Origin of the sequence: Dactylosporangium sp. McL0621, assembly GCF_049995355.1 — a bacterium.
In the GTDB taxonomy this organism is placed as follows: Bacteria; Actinomycetota; Actinomycetes; order Mycobacteriales; family Micromonosporaceae; genus Dactylosporangium.
The window spans coordinates 10,711,156-10,733,203 of record NZ_CP188259.1 but is presented as its reverse complement, the minus strand read 5'-3'; the positions used below and the strand labels follow the sequence as shown (position 1 = coordinate 10,733,203).

Below are 22,048 nucleotides of genomic sequence, written 5' to 3'. Positions count from 1 at the left end.
CAGCAGCGACAGCAGCGGATAGACGCCCGCGCCCGACAGGACCGTCCCCGACGCTCCGGACAGGGTCGCCGCCCACGCCCCGGTGAGCCGATTCGCCGCAGCAACACTCATCGCACAACCCCCGAACGTGAAGGACAACAGGAACGGGCAGCGGCCCGCGAGGGCCCGACCGGGCGGGACGCGGCAGGCCGGGCTGGGGTCGGCGCCGCGTGGGGCGACGCCGCCACCCGCGTCACGGTGCGGCCTCCGAGGTGTCGGCCCAGGCAGGGCCGACAGTGAATGGAAGCGGCAGCGACCGGCGAAGGCCGGACACGACGGGAAGCGGCAGCCAGCCGTGAAGGCCCGACCGGGCGGGAAGGGGCAGGCCGGGCGGGGGTTGACGCTGCGTGGGGCGACCCCGTCGCCCGCGTCACGGTGTGGCCGGCGGTGTGTCGATCCAGGCAACGCGGAATGCGAATGGAAGGGGCAGCGAGCGGCGAAGGCCGGGGACGACGGGAAGCGGCAGCCAGCCGTGAAGGCCCGACCGGGCGGGAAGCGGTAGAGCGTGGGGCGCCGCCGTCGCCCGCGTCACGGTGTGGCCCGCGGTGTGTCGATCCAGGCAACGCGGAATGCGAATGGAAGGGGCAGCGACCGGCGAAGGCCCGGGGACGACGGGAAGCAGCAGCCACCCGTGAAGGCCCGACCGGGCGGAAATCGGCAGGCCGGGCAGGGTCGGCGCTGCGTGGGGCGACGCCGCCGACACAACCGCCCGCGTCACGGTGCGGCCTCCAGGGTGGCGACCCAGCCGGCGATGGGGAACAGGCCTGTGGGGCGGTGGACGGCGAGGTATCCGAACGGCTCGTCGAAGCGCACTGTCGCCCGTAGCCCGGTGGGCGGGGTCATCGGCACGGCCGGGCTCCGGGTCACCGGCGCGGCGTCGAACGCGGCGTCGAGCGCGAAAGGCCGCCGGAACGGGCGGTGACCCGGGGGCGGTGCACAGGGCAGACCTCACGGTGCGGCCTCCGGGGTGTCGACCCAGCCGGCCATGAGGACCAGGTCCGTGGGGCGGTGGACGGCGAGGTATCCGAACGGCTCGTCGAAGCGCACCGTCACCCGCAGCCGGCGCGCCGTGCCCGCCGGCGGGGTCATCGGCACGACCGGGGTGCGTGTCACCGGCGCGGCGCGGAACCCCGGGCCGGTGAAGGCCGCCGCCACGCTCAGCCCCGCGGACGCCACGCGCAGCGGCTCGGAGCTGATGCCCGGGAAGAGTGCCGGTGCGGCCGCCGCGCGCAGGCCGAAGACGTCCGCGGCGGTGAGCAGGTCGTGGGCGGCCGCGGCCGCGAAGCGGGGGACCTTCACCACCAGCTCGGGCTCGGTGTCGTCGGCGTCGACGAGTGCCTTGGTGATGCCCGGGCCCTTCCTCGCGGGGGTGGCCGCCGCGAAACTTTCCACGGCGGCGGCCAGCACGGCCGGGGCCGGGGCGGTCCCGCCGGCCGTGCACAGCACCACGTCGACGTCGCCCGTCCCGCGCACCGTCAGCAGCGTCACCGGGCCGGCGGGCGTCGCGGCGCTGCGCAGGGCGGTCAGGCCGGGGCCGCGCCGGTGCAGCGAGGCCAGCCGCCGGCCCGCCCAGGGGCCGGCCGCGGGGCGCAGCACGCCGTCGGTGAACGGGGTCTCCCAGTCGGCGGTGACGGCGAGGGCCGCGGCCAGGACCAGCGCGTTCTCGTCGGCGGGGGCGAACTCGAACGGGGGGACGGGGGCGCCGGTCTGCGCGGCCGCCCACGCGTCAAGCAGCGGGCGGTCGATCAGCGGGTCGCCGGTCAGGCGCGGGCCGGCGCGGGCGGCCCAGTCGAGGGTGAGCGGCACGCCCTCGCGGGTCCACAGGCCGAGCGCGCCGCGGATCGGCAGGTCGAGGGGCGTGGGGGCGACCGCGAGCAGCTCGGCGCGGGGGCGTCCGGCGGCGACGGAGGCCAGCAGGGCCAGGAGCGGATAGACCGCGGCCGCCGAGAACACCGCCGCGGCCGACACCGCGGCCCAGGTGGCCGTCAATGTGTTGGCGCGCTGGATGCTCATGCGGACACCCTAGGGCGGGGGTACGACAAAACTGGGCGGCGAGGCATTATGCCCTAGTCCATCAGGTGATGTCGGCCATACCCCCGCGACCGTCCACTGACCGGGGGCGACCTAGCATCGGTCGCATGACCACCGGAGAGGGGAGCTCCTTGATCAACGCGGAAAGCGGCCGGGTGCTCGACGAGATCCTCGCCGGAGTGCGCGAGGACCTGGCGGTCCGCGAGGCCCAGGTGCCCCTGTCAGACATCAAACAGCGCGCCGCCGAGGCCCCGCCGCCGAGGGACGCCTACGCCAAGCTGCGCGCCCCGGGCGTCGGCGTCATCGCCGAGGTCAAGCGCGCGTCGCCGTCCAAGGGCGCGCTGGCCGAGATCCCGGACCCGGCGGAGCTCGCGAAGGAGTACGCGGCCGGCGGCGCCCGCTGCGTCAGCGTGCTCACCGAGGGCCGGTGGTTCGGCGGCAGCCTCGACGACTTCGCCGCCGTCCGTGCCGCGATCGACATTCCGATGCTGCGCAAGGACTTCGTGGTGTCCTCGTACCAGGTGCACGAGGCCCGGGCCTACGGCGCCGACCTGGTGCTGCTGATCGTCGCCGCGCTCGACCAGAACACGCTTTCCGGGCTGCTCGACCGCATCGAGAGCCTCGGCATGACCGCGCTGGTCGAGGTGCACGACGAGGAGGAGACCGACCGTGCCCTGGAGGCCGGCGCCCGCGTCATCGGCATCAACGCGCGCAACCTGCGCACGCTGGAGGTCGACCGGACGGTGTTCGAGCGCATCGCGCCCGGGCTGCCCGCCGAGGTCGTCAAGATCGCCGAGTCGGGGGTCCGCGGGCCGCACGACCTGATCCGCTACGCGTCCGCCGGCGCCGACGCGGTGCTGGTCGGCGAGGGCCTGGTCACGCAGAAGAGCCCGCGCGACGCCGTCGCCGAGCTCGTGACCGCTGGGAGCCATCCGGCCACCCCGCGGGCGGCCCGGTGAACGCCGGCGGCCCGGCGAGCGCCTTCCTGTCGGCCGCGGGCCTGCTGCCCGACCCGGCCGGGCACTTCGGCACCTACGGCGGCCGGTTCGTCCCCGAGGCGCTCATCGCCGCGCTCGACGAGCTCGACGCGGCCTACCGCCACGCGCAGGCCGACGAGGCGTTCCAGGCCGAGTTCGGCCGCCTGCTGCGCGACTACGCCAACACGCCCAGCCCGCTGTACCGGGCCGAGCGGCTCTCCCGCGGTACCGGTGCAACGATCTTCCTCAAGCGCGAGGACCTCAACCACACCGGCGCCCACAAGGTCAGGAACGTCCTGGGCCAGGCCCTGCTGACCAAGCGGATGGGCAAGTCGCGGGTCATCGCCGAGACCGGCGCCGGCCAGCACGGCGTCGCCAGCGCCACCGCCTGCGCGCTGCTCGACCTCGAGTGCGTCGTGTACATGGGCGAGGAGGACACCCGCCGCCAGGCCCTCAACGTCGCCCGCATGCGCATGCTCGGCGCCACCGTCGTGCCCGTCTCGACCGGCTCCAAGACGCTCAAGGACGCGATCAACGAGGCCCTGCGCGACTGGGTGACGAACGTCGACGACACCCACTACCTGCTCGGCACCGCGGCCGGCCCGCACCCGTTCCCGGCGATGGTCCGCGACTTCGTCGGCGGCATCAGCGTCGAGGCCCGCCGCCAGATCGTCGAACAGACCGGCCGGCTGCCCGACGCGGTCGCGGCCTGCGTCGGCGGCGGCTCCAACGCGATCGGCGCGTTCCACGCGTTCGTTCCCGATGAAACCGTGCGGCTGTACGGCTTCGAGGCCGGCGGCGACGGCGTGGACACCGGCCGGCACGCGGCGAGCATCACCGGCGGCGCCACGGGCGTGCTGCACGGCGCCCGGACCTACCTGCTGCAGGACGAGGACGGCCAGACCGTCGAGTCCCACTCGATCTCGGCCGGCCTGGACTACCCGGCGGTCGGGCCTGAGCACGCCTACCTGCACGACACCGGCCGCGCCCGGTACGAGCCGGTCACCGACGCCGAGGCGATGGACGCCTTCAAGCTGCTCTGCCGCAGCGAGGGCATCATCCCGGCGATCGAGAGCGCGCACGCCGTCGCCGGGGCCCTGCGGGTCATCCCGAGCCTGGCCGCCGAGCTGGGCCGCGAGCCGACCGTCATCGTGTGCCTGTCCGGCCGCGGCGACAAGGACATGGACACCGCCCGGGAGTGGTTCGAGGTATGAGCGCCCAGACCGCGTTCGACAAGGCCGGGGTCGAGGGGCGCAGCGCGCTCATCGGGTACCTCCCGGCCGGCTTCCCCGACGTCGCGACGGCCACGGACGCCATCCGGGCCATGATCGACAACGGGGTCGACATCGTCGAGATCGGCCTGCCGTACTCCGACCCGGTCATGGACGGCCCGGTCATCCAGCGCGCCACCGAGGCGGCTCTCGCCCGCGGCTTCCGGGTCCGCGACGGCCTCGCCACCGTCGAGGCCGCGGCGGCGACCGGGGCGCCGATCCTGACCATGACGTACTGGAACCTGGTCGAGCGCTACGGCGTCGAGCGCTTCGCGGGCGACCTGGCCGCGGCCGGCGGGGCGGGCCTGATCACGCCCGACCTGATCCCGGACGAGGCCGGCCCGTGGCTCGCCGCCTCCGACCAGCACGGCCTCGACCGGGTCTTCCTGGTCTCGCCGTCCTCGACCGACGCGCGCATCGCGAGCACCGTCGCGGCCTGCCGCGGCTTCGTCTACGCCACCAGCGTCATGGGCGTCACCGGCGCCCGCGACCGGACCAGCAGCGCGGCGCCGGTCATCGTCGACCGGGTGCGCGCGGTCGGCTCCACGGTGCCGGTCGCGGTCGGGCTCGGCGTCTCCAACGGCGCGCAGGCGGCCGAGGTGGGCGCGTTCGCCGACGGCGTGATCGTGGGCAGCGCCCTGGTCCGCTGCCTGCTGGAGGCCGACAGCCCGGCGGCGGGCGTGGCCGCGGTGGGCAAGCTCAGCGCCGAACTGGCCGAGGGCGTGCGCCGCCGCTGAAACGGCCACTGGCACGTCAGCGCCGATGGCGCGCGCCGCCACAAGGCGGCCATGGGCAGCCTGGGCGCCGGGCCGGGCCGAGGGCGTGCGCCGCCGCTGAAACGGCCACGGGCGCCGAAGGCCTTCGCCGCCGCTAAAGCCGCCACGGACAACCTCGGCGCCGAAGGCGCGCAGCCAGCAAGGAGGCGCCGAGGACCAAGGCTCCGCCACCAACGGAAGCCGGGCTCGTTGAGCCCCCGTGCGGCATTATTCCCGTTTTGTACCGCAAGCCCTCCTCCTGCTGACCATGGCCTCCGTGCTCGGACCGCAAGCCGGCGCGGCCCAGGCCTCGACCATCGGCTACGGCTCGACCGCCGACGCCGACTGGCGCCAGGACGGCGGCGACCCCGGACGCTCCGGCCACCAGGCGCTGACCGGCGGCCTGAACGCGACGGCGGCGAAGCACCTGCACCCGGCGTGGGCCGCACCCGCCGGGCGCCCGGGCGAGCAGGTCGGCGGCGCGGTCGTGGTCGACGGCACGGTGTTCCGGTCCTCGGGCGGCCCGTCGGGGCAGATCCGCCGGTACGACGCCGTGACCGGTGACGATCTCGGCGCGGTCGTCGACGAGCCCGGCCAGGCGTTCGGGCGGCTCGCGGCCCCCGGCGACACGCTGGTCGTGGAGGCGATCGAGCGCCCGGCGCTGCGGCGCACGCTGCGCGGGTACACCTTCCGGGGCGAACCGAAGTGGACCGTGGACCTTCCCGATGCGGTCTCCGGCGGTTTCACGGCGGCCGGTGAGCTGGTCCTGCGCGCCGCCGGGGCCACCCTCACCGCCTACCGCACCGCCGACGGCACCGTTGCGTGGACCGCCCCGCTCGGCGGCGAGCCCGGCTTCCACGTCCCGGTCCGCCTCGGCGGGCTGGTGCTGCAGGCCGTGGAGCCGGGGACCATCGAGGCGTTCGACGCCCGCACCGGGGGCCCCGGCCTGGCGGCGCGACGCCAGCGGCGCCGAGCTCGTGGCGGCCGGCGACGCCGTGTACTCGGTCGGCGAGCGCGGCGTCTGCGCCTACGCCGCCGCCGACGGCGTCCAGCGCTGGTGCGACGCCGGGACGCTCGACGCCGTGTAGTCGGTCGGCGAGCGCGGCGTCTGCGCCTACGCCGCCGCCGACGGCGTCTAGCGCTGGTGCGACGCCGGGACGCTCGACGCCGTGTAGTCGGTCGGCGAGCGCGGCGTCTGCGCCTACGCCGCCGCCGACGGCGTCTAGCGCTGGTGCGACGCCGGGACGCTCGACGCCGTGTAGTCGGTCGGCGAGCGCGGCGTCTGCGCCTACGCCGCCGCCGACGGCGTCTAGCGCTGGTGCGACGCCGGGACGCTCGACGCCGTGTAGTCGGTCGGCGAGCGCGGCGTCTGCGCCTACGCCGCCGCCGACGGCGTCTAGCGCTGGTGCGACGCCGGGACGCTCGACGCCGTGTAGTCGGTCGGCGAGCGCGGCGTCTGCGCCTACGCCGCCGCCGACGGCGTCCAGCGCTGGTGCGACGCCGGGACGCTCGACGCCGTGTAGTCGGTCGGCGAGCGCGGCGTCTGCGCCTACGCCGCCGCCGACGGCGTCTAGCGCTGGTGCGACGCCGGGACGCTCGACGCCGTGTACTCGGTCGGCGAGCGCGGCGTCTGCGCCTACGCCGCCGCCGACGGCGTCTAGCGCTGGTGCGACGCCGGGACGCTCGACGCCGTGTACTCGGTCGGCGAGCGCGGCGTCTGCGCCTACGCCGCCGCCGACGGCGTCCAGCGCTGGTGCGACGCCGGGACGCTGGAGTCGCCGGTGCACGCGAGCGCCGGCGACGGGGCCGTGTTCGTCGTCGACGGGCACGGCGGGCTGGCCGCGTTCGACGCGGCCGGCGGGGCCCGGCGGTGGCGCACCTCCTACGGGCTGCACGCGGAGGTCGACGCCTCCTACTGGGCGCCGGTCAACGGGGGCGGCGTCGTCTACGCGATGGTGTACCACTTCGCGATCCGCGGCGGCGTGAGCACCCCCCGGGTCGAGCTGGTCGCGGCCGACACCGGCACCGGGCGCCTCGTGCGGCGCCTCGACCTCGACGTGGACGCGATGCACGGCGACGAGCCGCTGCTGCTGGCCGGCGACCACGTGTACTTCGCCGCCGTCCAGCGTGCACGCGTTCTCAGCCGCGTAGGGCCGCCCGCCAGGTGTCGCGGATCGCCTGCGCGCCCCAGGCGTTGGGCTCGATGTGCCCGCACAGCCAGAGCTCGCGGTTGGCCGGGTGCGAGTCGGGCCGCGTGATGTCGCCGGCCTGCGCGCCGTGGCCCAGGAACGCCAAGTGCAGGTCCGCCACGACCGCGCCGTGGCGCCGGGCCGCGCCGCGGATCGCCGCGTTCATCGAGTGCAGCAGGGCCAGGCCCTCGTCGACGTCGGGGAGGCCGGCCCAGGAGAGGTCGCCGGTGCCGTCCGTCGGGTCGTACACGGTGCTGACCACGATCTTCGCGCCGGTCGCGGCGAGGGTGGCGAGGACGGCGTCGTAGTTCGCGGCGGTCGCCTCCACCGCGGCCGGCACCTTGTCGGGGGACTCGACTATCGCGGTCAGCAGGTCGTTGCCGCCCATCGTGACGGTCACCAGGGCCGGGCGTCCGGCCACCTGGCCGAGCTGGCGGCGCAGGACGTCGTCGCTCGTCGCGCCGTCGCGCGCGAGCAGCAGCATCTCGATGCCGAGGTCGTCGGCGAGCAGGGAGGCGGCGCCGAGACCGGGGCCGCCCGCGTAGTCGTCGATCGACATCGAGTCGCCGAGCGCGTAGTACTGCGGGGCCATGGAATGGATCATCGCGGATCGGCCCGCGTCAGTGCCAGGTGGTATCGGCGGAGGTGCAGGTACGCAAGCTTGTGCGGCGGAAAATTTCAGGCGTCGGCGATCGCCGGTTCCTTGTCGCGCTCGACCTCGCGGATCACGCCGGTGCGCCCGGCGGCCGAATCGGCGATCGCGGTGCGGGTGGTGGCGGTCAATGGCTCGGGCAGCGCGTCGGGGGAGTGCCACGCCAGCCCGCTGATCCGGCCGGGCGCGTTGAGGGCCGGGCCGCCGCCTTCGAGCCGGCCGCGGAAGACGTGGACGAAGAGGTCGGGGGTGGTGCTGCCGCAGGCGTCGCCGGTCAGCTGGTACATGCCGATCAGCTCGATGATCTCGGTCTCCAGGCCGGTCTCCTCGCGGATGTCCCGGATGACCGCGTGCACGGGGCTCTCCTCCGCGCGGATCTTCCCGCCCGGCAGACCCCAAAGCCGGTGGCCGCCGGCCTGCCGGCATAGAAGAACGCGGCCGGCCGCGTCCTCGATGACCGCGGCGACCGCAGAGGTCACCTTGCTGCCGTTACTCAACGTTGAGTAGCTCATGTTCCGACTTTAAGCCGAGCCGCGCAGCGTCGCGAGACCTTCGCTGATGGTGATCTCCAAAGAGCCGGGGCCCGCCCGGGCGTCGGTTCCGGCGGGATCGGCGGTAGCGTGTGCACCCGTGGATGCTGCCCTCTTCCCGCTGGCCGAGATCCCGAGCCCGACGCGTGGCGTCTGGGACCTCGGACCGATCCCGCTGCGTGCCTACGCGCTCTGCATCGTGCTGGGCATCGTGGCCGCCTGCTACATCGCCGACCGCCGCCTCCGGGCGCGGGGCGCTCCACCCTGGGTGATCCTCGACGTGGCGATCTGGGCGGTGCCGTTCGGCATCGTCGGCGCCCGGCTGTATCACGTGATCACCTCGCCGGAGGCGTACTTCGGGGAGAACGGCTCGGTCCTCAAGGCGTTCAAGATCTGGGAGGGCGGCCTCGGCATCTGGGGCGGCATCGCGGCGGGCGCGCTCGGCGCCTACATCGCGTGCCGGCGGATGAAGCTGCCGTTCGCGATGACGGCCGACGCCCTCGCGGTCGCGCTGCCCGTCGCCCAGGCGATCGGGCGCTGGGGCAACTGGTTCAACAACGAGCTGTACGGCAAGGAGACGACCCTGCCGTGGGGGCTCAAGGTCTACAACTGGGACACCGAGCACGGCCGCGCCCTGGAGGCCGGCGGCCAGCCGATCGTGCTCGGCGTGTTCCACCCGACCTTCCTCTACGAGTCGCTGTGGTGCATCGGGGTCGCGGTCGCCGTCTGGCTGCTCGACCGCCGGTACCGCTTCGGCCGCGGCCGCGCCTTCGCGCTCTACGTCATGCTCTACACGGTCGGCCGCTTCTGGGTCGAGCTGCTGCGCATCGACGACGCCCACCACGTGCTCGGCATGCGCCTGAACAACTGGACGTCGATCATCGTCTTCGCCGCCGCGCTGGTGTATTTCCTGCGCGTACGCGGCCCGCAGGAGCACGTGACCTTCGACGACGACGGCAACATCACGCTCGTCAGCCCCGGCGCGCCGGCCGCCGGAGAGGAGCCCAGGGCCCTCGACGCCGCCCCGGAGCCTGTCGCCGAGCCCGTCGACGAGCCCGCCGAGGAGCCCGCGCCGGAGGAGCCCGACGACCGGCCCGCAGAGGCCAAGGAAGACCAGGAAGCGAAGGAAACACAGGGCTGATGCGGTCCGCGGTCGTGGTCGGCGCCGGCATCGGCGGGCTCGCCGCCGCCGGCGCGCTGGCCCGCTCGGGCTGGAGGGTCACCCTGCTCGAGCGCGACGACCGGATCCGGGCCGGCCGCGCCGCGGTGGTGCTGTGGCCCAACGGGGTCCGCGCGCTGCGGGCGCTGGGTCTGGCCGGCGGGCTCGAGGGCATCTCCACGCCGGTGCCGCCCGCGGGCATCCACCGGCCCGACGGCTCGTGGCTGGTGCCGCCGGGCGCGGCCGAGCTCGAGTCGCCGCCGGTCGTCGTGCACCGCGAGGACCTGCACGACGCGTTCATCGCCGGCATCGGCGAGCAGGTCGACGTCCGCGGCGGCATCGCGGTGCAGAGCGCTCGCGTGCGCCGCGACCGGCCTGCGGTCGGCGACGGCCGCGTCATGTTCGAGGGCGACCTGGTCGTCGCCGCGGACGGCCCCGACAGCGCGATCCGGCGCCGGCTCGCCGCCGCGAGCACCTTCGCCAGCGCCGGGTTCGCGGCGTGGCGGGCCGTCATTCCGTGGTACCGCGCGCCCGAGCTGCCCGCCGGCGTCCCCGGCCACGGGGACGTGCTCGGGGGCGGGCAGCGGTTCGCGTACGCGTCGCTGGGGGAGCGCGGCTCGGCCGGCGGCTCCAGCCGCGGCGGCATCTCCTGGGTCGCGACCGTGCCCGGCGCGCTGCGCCCCGAGCCGCCCGCCGGCCAGCTGGCCCTGCTGCGGCGCTGGTTCGCCGGCTGGCACGGGCCGGTCGCCCAGCTGCTGGACGCCACCGAGGCCGACGACCTGGTGCAGGAGCCGGTCGGCGAGATCATCCCGCTGCCGGACACGCTGGGCATCGCCGCCGGGGCGGGCGGCTACGCGCTCATCGGCGACGCGGCCCACGCCATGCCGCACCACCTGGCCCAGGGCGCCTCGCTCGCGCTCGAGGACGTGGCCACCCTGCAGACGGTGCTGGCGGGCGGGGCGGTGCCGGCGGCGCTGCACGAGTACAACCGGCTGCGTCGTCCCCGGATTCTCCGGGTGCTCCAGCAGTCGAAGAAGGCGGCGGCGGTACTGCAGAGCCGCGGCCGGATCGCGGCCTCCATCGCCCGGGTGAACCCCCGCTCGCTGGAGCGCGCCGCGGCCGCGGCGACCGAGTGGGGCGGCCCTACGGGGTGAGCACACCGTGCTCGACGCAGGCGGCGGACCAGCCGCCCGGCAGCACCTGGACCTTCATCCGGCGGCGGCAGTGGGTGCAGTACCGCGGCGGCTCGAGCTCCCGCGCGGCCGCGCAGGCGGCGTGTTCGCCGGTCCCGCGCGGCTCCCCGCACCGGTCGCAGTACGTCACAGCGTCGCCGACAGGGCCTTGACCGGCATGCTCAGCTCGTCGAGCAGGGCCAGGTCCTGCGCCGGCGAGCGGCCCAGCGTGGTCAGGTAGTTGCCGACGATCACCGCGTTCACGCCGCCCAGCAGCCCGTCGCGGGTGCCGAGGTCGCCCAGCGTGATCTCGCGACCGCCGGCGTAGCGCAGCAGCGTGCGCGGCAGCGCGAGGCGGAACGCGGCGACGGCCCGCAGCGCGTCCTTCGGGTCGAGCACCGGCTGCTCGGCCAGCGGCGTGCCCGGGCGCGGGTTGAGGAAGTTCAGCGGTACCTCGTGCGGGTCGAGCTCCTGCAGCTGGATCGCGAACTCGGCGCGCTGCTCGACGCTCTCGCCGAGGCCGAGGATGCCCCCGCAGCACACCTCCATGCCGGCGGCGCGGACCATGCGCAGGGTGTCCCAGCGCTCGTCCCAGGTGTGGGTGCTGACGACGTTGGGGAAGTGGGACTTCGCGGTTTCCAGATTGTGGTTGTACCGGTGGATGCCCAGCTCGGCCAGCCGGTCCACCTGCGCCTGGCTGAGCATGCCGAGCGAGGCGGCGATGTTGATGTCCACGGCCGCCCGGATCGCCGCGACCCCGTCGGCGAGCTGCGCCATGAGCCGCTCGTCGGGCCCGCGCACCGCGGCCACGATGCAGAACTCGGTCGCCCCGGTCGCCGCGGTCTGCTTCGCCGCCTCGACCAGCGACGGGATGTCGAGCCAGACCGCCCGCACCGGCGAGGCGAACAGGCCCGACTGCGAGCAGAAGTGGCAGTCCTCGGGGCAGCCGCCGGTCTTGAGCGACACGATGCCCTCGACCTCGACCTCCGGGCCGCACCAGCGCATGCGCACGTCGTGGGCGATCGCGAGGTACTCCGGCAGCTCCTCGTCGGTACAGGTCAGCACCGCGAGCACTCCGTCGCGGTCGAGGCCCTCGCCGGTGTCCAGCACGGCCTTGGCAGCATCAAGCATGCTCGTACCTTACAAATCGTCCGGGCCCCGTGTCCGCACCCGATGACTTTGTACACACTGTCTAATCGGTATTGTCGGGGTCCTACAACGTCGGTGGAGGGTTTCGTTGGAGTGGTTGGCTGGCCTCGATGATGCGGCGGCGGCTCGTGAGGCCGCGGGCCTGCGCCGGGAGCTGCGCCCGCGCGGCGCCGCCGAGGCCGATCCGGTGATCGACCTCGCGGGCAACGACTACCTCGGCCTGTCCCGCCACCCCGCCGTCCTCGCGGCCGCGGTCGAGGCGCTGCACGACTTCGGCCTCGGCGCGACCGGCTCCCGCCTGGTGCGCGGCTCCACCGAGGCCCACCAGGCCCTGGAGGACGGCCTCGCGGAGCTGCTCGGCACCGAGAGCGCGCTGGTGTACTCCTCCGGCTACCTCGCCAACCTCGGCGCCATCCGCGCCCTGGCCCGCCCGGGCGCCCTGATCGTCTCCGACGCCCACAACCACGCCTCCATCGTCGACGGCTGCCGCCTCGCCCGGGCCGGCCGCGACGGCGTCGAGACCGTCGTCGCCCCGCACGCCGACCCGGCCGCGGTCCGGGCGATCCTCGCCGCCCACCCGGGCCGCCCGGCGCTGGTCGTGACCGAGAGCGTCTTCTCCGTCGACGGCGACCTGGCCCCGCTGCCGGAGCTGTACGACGTCGCCCGCGCCCACGGCGCCCTCCTGCTCGTCGACGACGCCCACGCCCTCGGCGTGCTCGGCTCGCGCGGCGCCGGCGGGGTGGCCGCGGCCGGGCTGGCCGGCGCCCCCGGCCTGGCGGTGACCGCGACCCTGTCGAAGTCCCTGGGCGCGGCCGGCGGCGTGATCGCGGGCCCGGCCCAGCTGCGCCGCCAGCTCGTCGACACCGGCCGCACGTTCATCTTCGACACCGCCCTCCCGCCGGCCGTGGCCGCGGGCGCGCTGGCCGCGCTGGCCCTGCTCGCCGACGGCGACGACCTGCGCGCCGAGCTGCGCGCCCGGGCGTCGCGCGCGGCCGAGCGGCTCGAGGTCCCGGTTCCGGCCGGCGGCGTCGTCCCGGTCGTCGCCCCCGGCCCCGAGCAGGCCCTGGCCTGGTCGCTGGCCTGCCGCGAACAGGGCGTGGCGGTAGGCTGCTTCCGCCCACCGTCCACACCGGACGGACGCTCCCGCCTGCGCCTGACGGTCAATGTCGGCATCGCGCCCGAGGCCTTCGATGAGGCGCTCGACATCATCCTGAAGGAACGCCCTTGAACGCCCCCCTTGACGTCCTGTTCGGCGAGGAGATCCCGGGCCCGCTCACCGGCCCGCTCGTGATCACCGGCACCGACACCGGCGTGGGCAAGACCATCACGACCGCCGCCATCGCCGCCGCGGCCACCGCCGCGGGCCAGCGCGTCGCCGTGGTGAAGCCGGCCCAGACCGGTACCGCGGACGGCGACGAATGGGACGCCCGCACCGTGGCCCGCCTCGCCGAGCCGCTGACGACCCGCACCCTGTCGGACTTCCCGGAGCCGCTGGCCCCGCTCGCCGCCGCGCGCGTGGCGGGCGAGGACCCGCTGACGGCGGTGATGGCCCAGCTGGCGATCCGCTCCATCGCCGAGGAGCACGACCTGACCCTGATCGAGGGCGCGGGCGGCCTGCTGGTACCGCTGGGCGAGGGCGGCTGGACGATCCTGGACCTGGCCGCGGCCCTGAACGCGACGGCGGTGGTGGTGGCGCGGGCGGGCCTCGGGACGTTGAACCACACCGCGCTGACGCTGCAGGCCCTGTCGCGCCGCGACGTCCCGGCCATCGTGATTCTCGGCGCCTGGCCGACCGAGCCGGAGCTGGTACACCGCACGAACCTCCACGACCTCGAGGCGGACCTGGCGGGCGCGATCCCGGACGGGGCGGGCGCTATGACGCCGGAGGTCTTCCGACGGGAGGCCTTGCACTGGCTGGACGCGCGCTTGCACGGGCGCTTCGATCCGGTGGCGTTTCGCTCGCACTCTCGCTGAATCGTCGGGGGTGATGTCGCACGACATGTCGGGCGCTTCGCGCCGCGACATGTCGGATTTTTCGCCTGACGGGGTTTATGTCGGCTTACCTGGACTTTGGGGCTGTCCAACGACGCTCGGCCGATGGTGGCGGGAGCTTGCGCTCCCGCAATGTGTAAGCGTGGTCCCTGCTCGTTGTTGCGTACGGTTATTCCTCTTGGCCGTGGTTTGCCGGCGGGTTCGTGCGGGTCGTCATTCGGTGGTCCCGGATTTATGCGCTATATGAAGTGGGGCGGCGGGTTTCTGGGTGGGTTGGGATAATTGTGGGGTGGTGGGGCAGATATCTTTGTTTAGTCGGGCGCAAGTGGCTGCTATGCGGGATCGGACTCGGGCGCGGAATTGGTTGCCTTCTCGGGATGCGTTTCGGCGGGAGCATGCGGAGCGTCGCTACTGGGGGTTGAAGCGGCGGTATGCGGAGAAGCTTCGGCGGGAATATGGCAGTGAGGCGGCGGGGTATGCGAGCTTCGCGCGGCGGGCGGCGGAGGCGAAGGCGGCCTGCGAGCGGCGTGCGGCAGCTGCCCTTGCTTCAGGCGGGCCAGTTCCGCTGTCCGGCCGGGCCGAATGTCCCGGACCGCTTTCCGGTCAGGCCGAATGTCCCGGACCGCTGTCCGGCCGGGCCGAATGTCCCGGACCGCTGTCCGGCCGGGCCGAATGTCCCGGACCGCTGTCCGGCCGGGCCGAATGTCCCGGACCGCTGTCCGGCCGGGCCGAATGTCCCGGACCGCTGTCCGGCCGGGCCGAATGTCCCGGACCGCTTTCTGGTCAGGCCGAATGTCCCGGACCGCTTTCCGGTCAGGCCGAATGTCCCGGACCGCTTTCTGGTCAGGCCGAATGTCCCATACCGCCGGACCCGCCGATTGACCAAGCCGGGCTCGCCGTCCCATCGGCTGAGCCGACTGGACCTGCTGCTCCGCCGAATAGGCGCACCGCGGAACATTTCGGCGATGAGAACGACGGCGTCGAACCGTCGAGCCGCGGAACAAATCCGTCAGCCGATGGATTGCGTAAAAGCGTGCCGCGAGCCGAAAAGAATGGCCTCAGCATGGTGAAGGCGCGAGGACTGAGGACGGCAGGGAAAGGCGGAACGAGGAATCGTCCAGGCGCAGATCGCCGCCGCACAGGTTCGCCACCGCTCGGGCCACCTGCAGGTCCGGGGCCGGCTTCGGCGGCTCGTCGCTCGGGCGCCGCTGGGGGGCCGCGGTCAGCTCGCCCGCCGGTACGACGCGGGCGTCCAGCGACACGGCCGGGTCGCGGCTCAGGGCGATCTCCACGTGCGCGCGGGGCGGGGCCGCGATCGTCAGCCACAGTACGAGCTGGCCCACCAGGTGGCGGCAGATCATCTCGTCGACGGCGACGCGCGCGGTGTCCGGCACGTCCGCGTGTACGCTCACCGCTCCCGCGACGGCCACCCGCCGCGCCAGGTCCACCGCGTCGCGCACCACGGCTACGAGGTCCGTCGCGCCCTTGCGTGCGGGCGGCGTGCCGGTGGTCGAGGCCAGGGGGAGTACGACGCTGTCGACGTACCGCTCCAGGCGCATCGTGTTGCGGTCGATCGCGTCCAGGCAGGCCGCGCCCTCGCCCGGGCCGTCCGGCGGCAGGTCGTCGCGCAGCAGGCGGGTGTACGCCTTGATCGAGGTCAGCGGCGTGTGCAGCTCGTGGCGCATGCGGGCCGCCGGGTCATCACCGGTCGCGAACAAAGCAAGCCCCCTCTCACGCCGTCAAACCGGGCGTGCCGCCGCGAAGGTTCGCTCATTCACTCGTTCGCGTTGACAGGCAACCAAATGGCTGCCTAATATGGGCAACCGAAAGGCTGCCTATTCGGGGGGTGTCGTGGGCGACGTGTTCCGGGCGCTCGCCGACGAGAGCCGGCGCGCGCTGCTCGACCGGCTCAACCAGGCGAGCGGGCAGACGCTGCGCGAGCTCTGTGCCGGGCTGGACATGACGCGGCAGTCGGTCAGCAAGCACCTGGCGGTGCTCGAGGAGGCCGGCCTGGTCACCACGGTGCGCCGGGGCCGGGAGAAGCTGCACTACCTCAACGCCGCCCCGATCAGCGACATCGCCGAGCGGTGGATCAGCCGCTACGACCGGCGGCGGGTCGACGCGCTCGCCGACCTCAAGAAGGCCTTGGAGGCAACCCCGATGAGCAGGCCCGCATTCGTGTACACCACCTACATCCGGACCACGCCCGAGCAGTTGTGGCAGGGGCTGACGGATCCGGCGTTCACCCGGCAGTACTGGGGGACGGCGTTCGAGACCGACTGGCGCCCCGGCTCCGCGATGACCTGGCGGCTGGACCGCGACGACACGGAGATCGCCGACCCCGAGCAGGTGGTGCTCGAGGCCGAGCCGTTCACGCGCCTGTCGTACTCCTGGCACAGCTTCACCGCCGAGTGGGCGAAGGCCTACGACATCGACGACGAGTACCGGGCGAAGGCCGCGGCCGAGCCCCGTTCGAAGGTGACCTTCGAGATCGAGCCGAAGGGCGACCAGGTCAAGCTCACCGTCACGCACGAGGGCGGCGACACGGTCCTGGAGGGAGTGTCCCAGGGCTGGCCGGAGCTTGTCGCAAGTCTCAAGTCGCTGCTGGAGACCGGAAAGCCGCTGTAAACCTGGCATATACGATAAATCCGATATGTCGCGGCGCGAAGCGCCCGACATATCGCCGGCCGCCGGCATATCGAAGAAGGACAACTAGGGCAGCACGACCACCGAAGTGCCCGAGCCGATGTTCGTCAGCAGCACCTTCTGCGCCGCCGGCGGCATGCGCACGCACCCGTTGGACTTGCGGACGCCGAACTCGTTGCGGTACCAGGCGTGGATGCCCGTGTGCGCATCGGCCAGCCCGCTCGCCACGGCCTTCTTGTCGTCGGGCACGGCGCCCAGCGCGAGCACGTCCAGCCCGGCGTACACCTTGCTCGGCAGCGACGAACGCCCCAGCACGAAGGTGCGCCCGAGCGGCGTCTCGGTCGCGGGCGCGCCGACGGTGACGGTCCACGTCTGCTGCGGCTGGCCGTCGCGCACCCAGGTGAGCGTGTAGGCGCCGCGGTGCACGATGATCTGGTCGCGCAGCGGCGTGGTGGCCCAGTTGCCCGGCGGCAGCCAGCCGATGCTGCGGTTCATCGACGGCAGCAGTACCGCGACCCAGCCGCTCTGCTTCGCGACCACCGGCATGATGAGGTCCACGCCGCTGATCTGCGGGGTCAGGTACGCCCGGGCCGTGCCGCCGACCGCGTCGTACACCGGCTGCTTCTCCCGCACCTGCAGCGCCTCGGTGAGCGGCGTGGTCGAGGCCTGGTCGGGGTCGGCCGGGAACCCGGTCGCGGCCTGGGTGTAGGTGATCGTGGTCAGGCCCGCGGCGGGCGGGGCCGCGCTCGGCGGGGCCGTCACCGGGGCCGGTGAGGAGGGGCCGGACACGAGCGTCGTCGGGTTCGGGGCGGCCGGCAGGGAGCCCGGGCCGGCCTGGTTGTGCTTGGAGGAGCACCCCGCGAGGAGGGTGATCGCGAGCGCGGCAAGGACGACGGCGCGACGGGCGAACATGAGCCAAACCTAGCGGGTCGCGGCCGCCGCCGCGTCGGTCAGGCGGGTCAGGGCCTCGGGCAGGTCAGCCGACGCGATGGCGCCGAAGCCGATGGCGAGGCCCGGATCGGGTGTGAGCCGTGGCTCGGCGTAGAAGTTCGACAGCGGCTCGACCGCCACGTCCCGCGCGCGCAGGTCCCGCACCAGCGCGTTGACGTCCAGGGGCCCGTGGCAGCGCAGCGCCAGGTGCAGTCCGGCGCTCGACGGTACCGTCGCGAACCACGGCGCGAGCGGCCCGGCGGCGGCCCGCAGGACGAGCTCGTGGCGCGCCGCGTACACCCGGCTGACCGTCCGCAGGTGCCGCCGCAGCCGCCCCTCGTCGATGAACGCGGCCAGGGCCGCCTGGGCCGCGTGCTCGCCGTGCCAGTCGGTGAGCTTGCGGGCCGTGCGCAGGGCCGGCCGCAGCGCCTCGGGCGCGACCAGGAACCCGAGCCGCAGCGAGGGCAGCAGCGTCTTGGAGAACGAGCCGACGTAGATGACCCGGCCGGCCCGGTCGAGGCTCTGCAACGGCTCCAGCGGCCGGTCGGAGTAGCGGAACTCGCTGTCGTAGTCGTCCTCGACGATCGCCGCGCGGTGCTCCTGGGCCCAGGCCAGCAGCGCGCTGCGGCGGGCGAGGGACATCGCGGTGCCCAGCGGGTGCTGGTGCGACGGGGTGACGTACACCAGCCGCGCCGACGCGGGAATGGCGTCCACGACGATCCCGTCGGCGTCGACCGGCACCCCGGCCACCCGCGCGCCGTGGCTCTGGAACAGCCGCCGGACCGGCCGGTACCCGGGCTCCTCGACGGCGACGACCGCGCCCGGCTCGAGGAGCACCCGCGCGACGAGGTCGATCGCCTGCTGCGCGCCCGCGGTCACGAGCACGTCCCCGGGCGCGGCCCGCACCGACCGGGACAGCCCGATATGCCGGGAAATGGCGGCACGTAACGGCATGAAACCGGACGGGGCGTCGTAGTCCGCCGACGCCCGCACCGACCGCGCGAGCAGCCGCCGCCAGGTGCCCAGCGGGAACAGCGACGCGTCGGGGTGACCGATGCGCAGGTCGAACCGGGCCCCCGGAAAAGCGGCCACGTCCGCCGAGACCTCCGAGAACCGCCGGGAGGGGCGCAGCGGGCCCACGGGGGCGCGGCGGGACGGGGCGGGCTCCCCGCGGTACGCCACGAAGGTCCCCGCCCCCGCGCGCCCGGCCAGGAACCCGTCGCCGACGAGCCGGTCGTAGGCGGCGGCGACCGTGTTGCGGGCCACCGACAGGTCGCGGGCCAGCTCCCGGCTCGGCGGCACCCGCTCGCCGGGGCGCAGCCGACCGTCGAGGATCGCGTCGCGCAGCTGGCGGTAGATCCGGTCGGTGCGGTCGCCGCGGCCCTCGAGGCTGATGTGCACGTCCACGGTTGGCCCAATCGATCTTGCGCCGGATTGGCCCTTCAGCGGGGCCAACGCCGACCCTAACGTCATGGGCATGCTCACCGTCAAGCAGGGCGCCGCGCTGTCCGTCGGCGCGGTGCTCGGCACGGGCGTGATCGCGCTGCCCGGGCTCGCGGCACAGGTCGCCGGCCCGGCCGCGCTCGTCGCCTGGGTCGCGCTCATCGCCCTGTCGGCGCCGCTCGCGCTCACCTTCGCCGCGCTCGGGGCGCGGTTCCCGGACACCGGCGGGGTGGCCTCGTACGTCGGGCGCGCCTTCGGCCCCCGCGCCGCGGCCGTGGTCGGCTGGACCTTCTACTCCGCCGTGCCGGTCGGGTCGCTGCCCGCGGCCACGTTCGGCGGGGCCTACGTCACCGCCGTGCTCGGCGGCGGCGCCCGCACGACGCTGCTCACCGCCGCCGCCCTGGTGGCGCTGGTGACGGCGGCGAACCTCGGGGGTGTGCGGACGAGCGGGCGGGTCCAGCTCGGCCTGGCCGCGGCGCTGGTGGCGCTGCTGCTGGCCGCGATCGTCACCGCGCTGCCGCACGCGGACCTGGCCAACCTGCGGCCGTTCGCCCCGCACGGCTGGTCCGCGGTCGGGCCGGCGATCGCGGTGCTCGTCTGGGGCTTCGCCGGCTGGGAGGCGCTGACCTCGCTGGCCGCCGACTACCGCAACCCGCGCCGCGACGTGCCCCGCGCCACCTGGATCGCGGTCGCCGTCGTCGGCCTGTTGTACCTCGCGGTCGCCGCCACCAGCCAGCTGGTGCTGCCGGAGCCGTCGGAGGCCCCGCTGGGCGATCTGCTCGCGCTCGGCTTCGGCCACGGCGCGCGGGCGCTGACCGCCGTCGTCGCGCTGCTGCTGACCGCGGGGGCGATGAACGCGTACTTCGCCGGCGCCGCGCGCCTCGGGGCCGCGCTCGGCCGCGACGGGGCGCTGCCGGCCTGGTTCGCCCGCGGCGCCGACGCCGGTCAGGTGCCCCGCCGCAGCCTCGCCGTGGTCGCCGCCCTCGCCGCCGTGACGCTCGCGGTGGCCGCCGCGACCGGGCTCGGCGCCCGGCCCCTCATGCTGCTCACGACGGGATCGTTCGTCGTGGTGTACCTGCTGGGCACGGCCGCCGCCGTGAAGCTGTTCCCGCGCGGGTCGGCCGCGCGGCGCACGGCCGCCGTCGCGCTGGTCTCGGTCGTCGGGCTGCTCGCCCTGACCGGCCGCTACGTGCTGTGGACCGCGCTGGTCGCGGCGGCGGCACTGGCTTACCAGGCCGCCGCCGCGCGCCGTCACAGGTCGCGGTCGTCCACGATGTGCATGGCGGCCTCCTCGGCCGAGGCCGCGCCGCCGTCGATGCCCACGTCCGAGCCGACCTCGTCCTTCTCCTCGTCCTCGCCCAGACCCTCGTCGGGCGCGACGAGCCGGCCGGCGCGGCGGTCGCCGACCTCGCCGGAGTCGAAGAACTCGCCCGACTCGGTGGTGCGGCCGTAGTCGTCGAGGTCCAGCCGGCTGATCGGGTCGGGCTCCTCCTGGCGCAGCCGCTGGTCCAGCGACTCGCCCTGCTCGGCCTCGGCCTGGGTGACCCCGAACGCGGTCACCCCACGCGGCTTCTCCGGCGGCGAGTAACCCTCGTCGAGGGAGTCGGCCAGCCCGCGGTCGGACAGCGTGTCCTCCGCGGACAGCTGGCCCTCGTCGTCCGGGTCCGGGTCCCAGCTGTCGGTCTGCTGCGTCATGTCGGTATCCCCTCGAAGGTGCGAGATTCGGGCACCTTATGCCCGGTTCCGAGCCTAGATCACCGCTTCGCGCGAACGTTTGTGCGCGGTGATGAGATCGGCGTACCGGTGCCCGCTCGCCTTGATCGTGCGCTGCTGGGTGCCGTAGTCGACGCGGACCAGCCCGAATCGCTTGTCGTAGCCGTAGCCCCACTCGAAGTTGTCCAGCAGCGACCACGCGAAGTACCCGTCGACCGGCGCCCCGCGCAGCACCGCCCCGCGCACCGCGTCCAGGTGCTGCTCCAGGTAGTCGGTGCGCTCCTTGTCCTGGATCTCGCCGCTGGGCTCCACGGTGTCGTACCAGGCCGAGCCGTTCTCGGTGACCAGGATGCTCGCCGGGCGGTAGGTGCCGGCCACGGAGACGAGCAGCTCCTCCAGGCCCTTGGCGTACACCTCCCATGGCATCGCCGTCTCGACCGACCCGGGCACGGGGATCTGCCGGGCGAACGGCGCGCCGCCGGTCGGGTCGTCCACGACGATCTGGCGGAAGTAGTAGTTGACGCCCAGGAACTCCGTCGGCGACGCGATGGCCGCCAGGTCCCCGTCGCGGACCGGCGGCTCGACGCCGTAGCACTCGAGCATGTCGGCCGGGTAGCCGCGGCCGAAGACCGGGTCGAGCCACCAGCGGTTGGTGTGCCCGTCGGCGCGCGCGGCCGCGGCGACGTCCTCGGGCCGGTCGCTGCCGGGCTCGATCGGGCTCAGGTTGAGCACGATGCCGACGTTCGGCGCGCGCCGCGCGTTGGCCCGGATCGCCTGGTTGGCCAGGCCGTGGCCGAGCAGCACGTGGTGCGAGGTCTGCACGGCGCGGGTCAGGTCGCGCTCGCCCGGGGCCATGCGGCCCTCGAGGTGGCCGATCCAGGCCACGCACAGCGGCTCGTTGACGGTGTTCCAGTCGGCCACGCGGTCGCCGAGGCGCCCGGCCACGACGGCGGCGTAGTCGGCGAACGCCTCGGCCGTGGCCCGGTGCGGCCAGCCGCCGGCGTCCTGCAGGGCCTGGGGGAGGTCCCAGTGGTACAGCGTGACGAACGGCCGGACGCCCTCGGCGAGCAGCGCGTCGACGAGCCGGTCGTAGAAGTCGAGGCCGGCCGCGTTCACGGCGCCGACGCCGTCGGGCATCACCCGCGGCCAGGCGACCGAGAAGCGGTACGCGTCGAGGTTGAGCCGGCGCATGAGCGCGACGTCCTCGGGCCAGCGGTGGTAGTGGTCGCAGGCCACGTCGCCGGTGTCGCCGTTGTCCACGGCGCCCGGCGAGTGCGAGAAGGTGTCCCAGATGGACGGTTTCCGGCCGTCCTCGGCGACGGCGCCCTCGATCTGGTATGCGGCGGTGGCGGCGCCCCAGATGAAGCCGGGGGGTAGTGCGGACAGATCCAGCACTTGAC

The 22,048-nt window shown here is 74.3% G+C and carries 20 protein-coding genes and 2 pseudogenes; 10 read left to right on the top strand and 12 right to left on the bottom strand.

Going from position 1 to position 22,048, the window contains the following annotated elements; all coding sequences use genetic code 11:
• Positions 1 to 753: 753 nt before the first annotated feature.
• Together ACPPVO_RS50835 and ACPPVO_RS50830 are read right to left on the bottom strand one after the other, a co-directional pair.
• Complete coding sequence (locus ACPPVO_RS50835; protein ID WP_426506435.1) at positions 754 to 906, bottom strand: hypothetical protein; 153 nt, start codon at positions 904 to 906, stop codon at positions 754 to 756.
• Positions 907 to 987: 81 nt separating this feature from the next.
• Positions 988 to 2,052, bottom strand: a complete 1,065-nt coding sequence (locus tag ACPPVO_RS50830; RefSeq protein WP_426506433.1) for a hypothetical protein — start codon at positions 2,050 to 2,052, stop codon at positions 988 to 990.
• A 173-nt stretch (positions 2,053 to 2,225) separates the two neighbouring features.
• Between ACPPVO_RS50830 and trpC the strand changes: the two genes are divergently transcribed.
• From trpC to trpA, 3 genes are read left to right on the top strand one after another with little or no spacing between them, the layout of a single operon-like run.
• Positions 2,226 to 3,029, top strand: coding sequence for an indole-3-glycerol phosphate synthase TrpC (gene trpC / locus ACPPVO_RS50825; RefSeq protein WP_426514846.1), 804 nt, complete (start codon positions 2,226 to 2,228; stop codon positions 3,027 to 3,029).
• Positions 3,030 to 3,055: 26 nt separating this feature from the next.
• Complete coding sequence (trpB, locus tag ACPPVO_RS50820) at positions 3,056 to 4,261, top strand: tryptophan synthase subunit beta (RefSeq protein ID WP_360385328.1); 1,206 nt, start codon at positions 3,056 to 3,058, stop codon at positions 4,259 to 4,261.
• Positions 4,258 to 5,055, top strand: a complete 798-nt coding sequence (trpA, locus tag ACPPVO_RS50815) for a tryptophan synthase subunit alpha (RefSeq protein ID WP_426506431.1) — start codon at positions 4,258 to 4,260, stop codon at positions 5,053 to 5,055. Before trpB ends, trpA begins: the two co-directional genes overlap by 4 nt.
• Before the next feature lie 339 nt (positions 5,056 to 5,394).
• Here trpA and ACPPVO_RS50810 read toward each other — a convergent pair whose 3' ends face one another.
• On the bottom strand, positions 5,395 to 5,745 hold the full coding sequence (locus ACPPVO_RS50810) for a hypothetical protein (protein ID WP_426506429.1): 351 nt from the start codon (positions 5,743 to 5,745) through the stop codon (positions 5,395 to 5,397).
• A gap of 1,019 nt (positions 5,746 to 6,764) precedes the next feature.
• Between ACPPVO_RS50810 and ACPPVO_RS50805 the strand changes: the two genes are divergently transcribed.
• Complete coding sequence (locus ACPPVO_RS50805) at positions 6,765 to 7,331, top strand: PQQ-binding-like beta-propeller repeat protein (RefSeq protein ID WP_426506428.1); 567 nt, start codon at positions 6,765 to 6,767, stop codon at positions 7,329 to 7,331.
• Here ACPPVO_RS50805 and ACPPVO_RS50800 read toward each other — a convergent pair.
• Together ACPPVO_RS50800 and ACPPVO_RS50795 are read right to left on the bottom strand one after the other, a co-directional pair.
• Complete coding sequence (locus ACPPVO_RS50800; RefSeq protein ID WP_426506426.1) at positions 7,213 to 7,854, bottom strand: SGNH/GDSL hydrolase family protein; 642 nt, start codon at positions 7,852 to 7,854, stop codon at positions 7,213 to 7,215. The two genes, ACPPVO_RS50805 and ACPPVO_RS50800, sit on opposite strands and share 119 nt — an antisense overlap.
• A gap of 86 nt (positions 7,855 to 7,940) precedes the next feature.
• Positions 7,941 to 8,426, bottom strand: a complete 486-nt coding sequence (locus ACPPVO_RS50795) for an NUDIX hydrolase (RefSeq protein WP_426506425.1) — start codon at positions 8,424 to 8,426, stop codon at positions 7,941 to 7,943.
• Between the two features lie 118 nt (positions 8,427 to 8,544).
• On the opposite strand from ACPPVO_RS50795, the gene lgt reads away from it, so the two are divergent.
• On the top strand, positions 8,545 to 9,585 hold the full coding sequence (gene lgt, locus ACPPVO_RS50790) for a prolipoprotein diacylglyceryl transferase (protein WP_426506423.1): 1,041 nt from the start codon (positions 8,545 to 8,547) through the stop codon (positions 9,583 to 9,585).
• A complete protein-coding gene (locus ACPPVO_RS50785) occupies positions 9,585 to 10,757 on the top strand; it encodes an FAD-dependent oxidoreductase (protein ID WP_426506421.1) in 1,173 nt (390 codons plus the stop codon). Before lgt ends, ACPPVO_RS50785 begins: the two co-directional genes overlap by 1 nt.
• Here the strand turns inward: ACPPVO_RS50785 and ACPPVO_RS50780 are convergent.
• Both ACPPVO_RS50780 and bioB read right to left on the bottom strand, forming a co-directional pair.
• A pseudogene (locus tag ACPPVO_RS50780) lies at positions 10,747 to 10,995 on the bottom strand (hypothetical protein); the annotation flags it as partial. The gene ACPPVO_RS50785 and the pseudogene ACPPVO_RS50780 sit on opposite strands and share 11 nt — an antisense overlap.
• Positions 10,923 to 11,906 carry a biotin synthase BioB gene (gene bioB / locus ACPPVO_RS50775; protein ID WP_426506419.1) on the bottom strand — a complete coding sequence of 328 codons (984 nt, stop codon included), beginning with the start codon at positions 11,904 to 11,906 and terminating at the stop codon, positions 10,923 to 10,925. The pseudogene ACPPVO_RS50780 and the gene bioB, both read right to left, overlap by 73 nt.
• Positions 11,907 to 12,012: 106 nt before the next feature.
• On the opposite strand from bioB, the gene ACPPVO_RS50770 reads away from it, so the two are divergent.
• Positions 12,013 to 13,152, top strand: coding sequence for an aminotransferase class I/II-fold pyridoxal phosphate-dependent enzyme (locus tag ACPPVO_RS50770; RefSeq protein WP_426506417.1), 1,140 nt, complete (start codon positions 12,013 to 12,015; stop codon positions 13,150 to 13,152).
• Positions 13,149 to 13,898: a dethiobiotin synthase gene (gene bioD / locus ACPPVO_RS50765; RefSeq protein WP_426506416.1), complete on the top strand. Its 750-nt coding sequence runs from the start codon at positions 13,149 to 13,151 to the stop codon at positions 13,896 to 13,898. The genes ACPPVO_RS50770 and bioD overlap by 4 nt, the downstream gene beginning before the upstream one ends.
• 1,076 nt (positions 13,899 to 14,974) lie before the next feature.
• Here bioD and ACPPVO_RS50760 read toward each other — a convergent pair.
• Complete coding sequence (locus tag ACPPVO_RS50760) at positions 14,975 to 15,634, bottom strand: sensor histidine kinase (RefSeq protein ID WP_426506414.1); 660 nt, start codon at positions 15,632 to 15,634, stop codon at positions 14,975 to 14,977.
• Positions 15,635 to 15,767: 133 nt separating this feature from the next.
• On the opposite strand from ACPPVO_RS50760, the gene ACPPVO_RS50755 reads away from it, so the two are divergent.
• Positions 15,768 to 16,544, top strand: coding sequence for an ArsR/SmtB family transcription factor (locus ACPPVO_RS50755; RefSeq protein ID WP_426506412.1), 777 nt, complete (start codon positions 15,768 to 15,770; stop codon positions 16,542 to 16,544).
• 84 nt (positions 16,545 to 16,628) lie between these two features.
• On the opposite strand, the gene ACPPVO_RS50750 is transcribed toward ACPPVO_RS50755, so the two are convergent.
• Together ACPPVO_RS50750 and ACPPVO_RS50745 are read right to left on the bottom strand one after the other, a co-directional pair.
• The gene (locus ACPPVO_RS50750; protein ID WP_426506410.1) at positions 16,629 to 17,474 is read right to left on the bottom strand and encodes a L,D-transpeptidase; all 846 of its coding nucleotides are present in this window, start codon (positions 17,472 to 17,474) and stop codon (positions 16,629 to 16,631) included.
• A gap of 9 nt (positions 17,475 to 17,483) precedes the next feature.
• Entirely contained in the window at positions 17,484 to 18,899 is a 1,416-nt protein-coding gene (locus ACPPVO_RS50745; RefSeq protein ID WP_426506408.1) for a PLP-dependent aminotransferase family protein, read from the bottom strand.
• 64 nt (positions 18,900 to 18,963) lie between these two features.
• Between ACPPVO_RS50745 and ACPPVO_RS50740 the strand changes: the two are divergent.
• Positions 18,964 to 20,097: pseudogene (locus ACPPVO_RS50740) on the top strand (amino acid permease); the annotation flags it as partial.
• 89 nt (positions 20,098 to 20,186) lie between these two features.
• Here ACPPVO_RS50740 and ACPPVO_RS50735 read toward each other — a convergent pair.
• Positions 20,187 to 20,630: a DUF5709 domain-containing protein gene (locus ACPPVO_RS50735; protein ID WP_360385183.1), complete on the bottom strand. Its 444-nt coding sequence runs from the start codon at positions 20,628 to 20,630 to the stop codon at positions 20,187 to 20,189.
• A 54-nt stretch (positions 20,631 to 20,684) separates the two neighbouring features.
• Entirely contained in the window at positions 20,685 to 22,043 is a 1,359-nt protein-coding gene (locus tag ACPPVO_RS50730; protein WP_360385185.1) for a GH1 family beta-glucosidase, read from the bottom strand.
• Positions 22,044 to 22,048 lie beyond the last annotated feature (5 nt).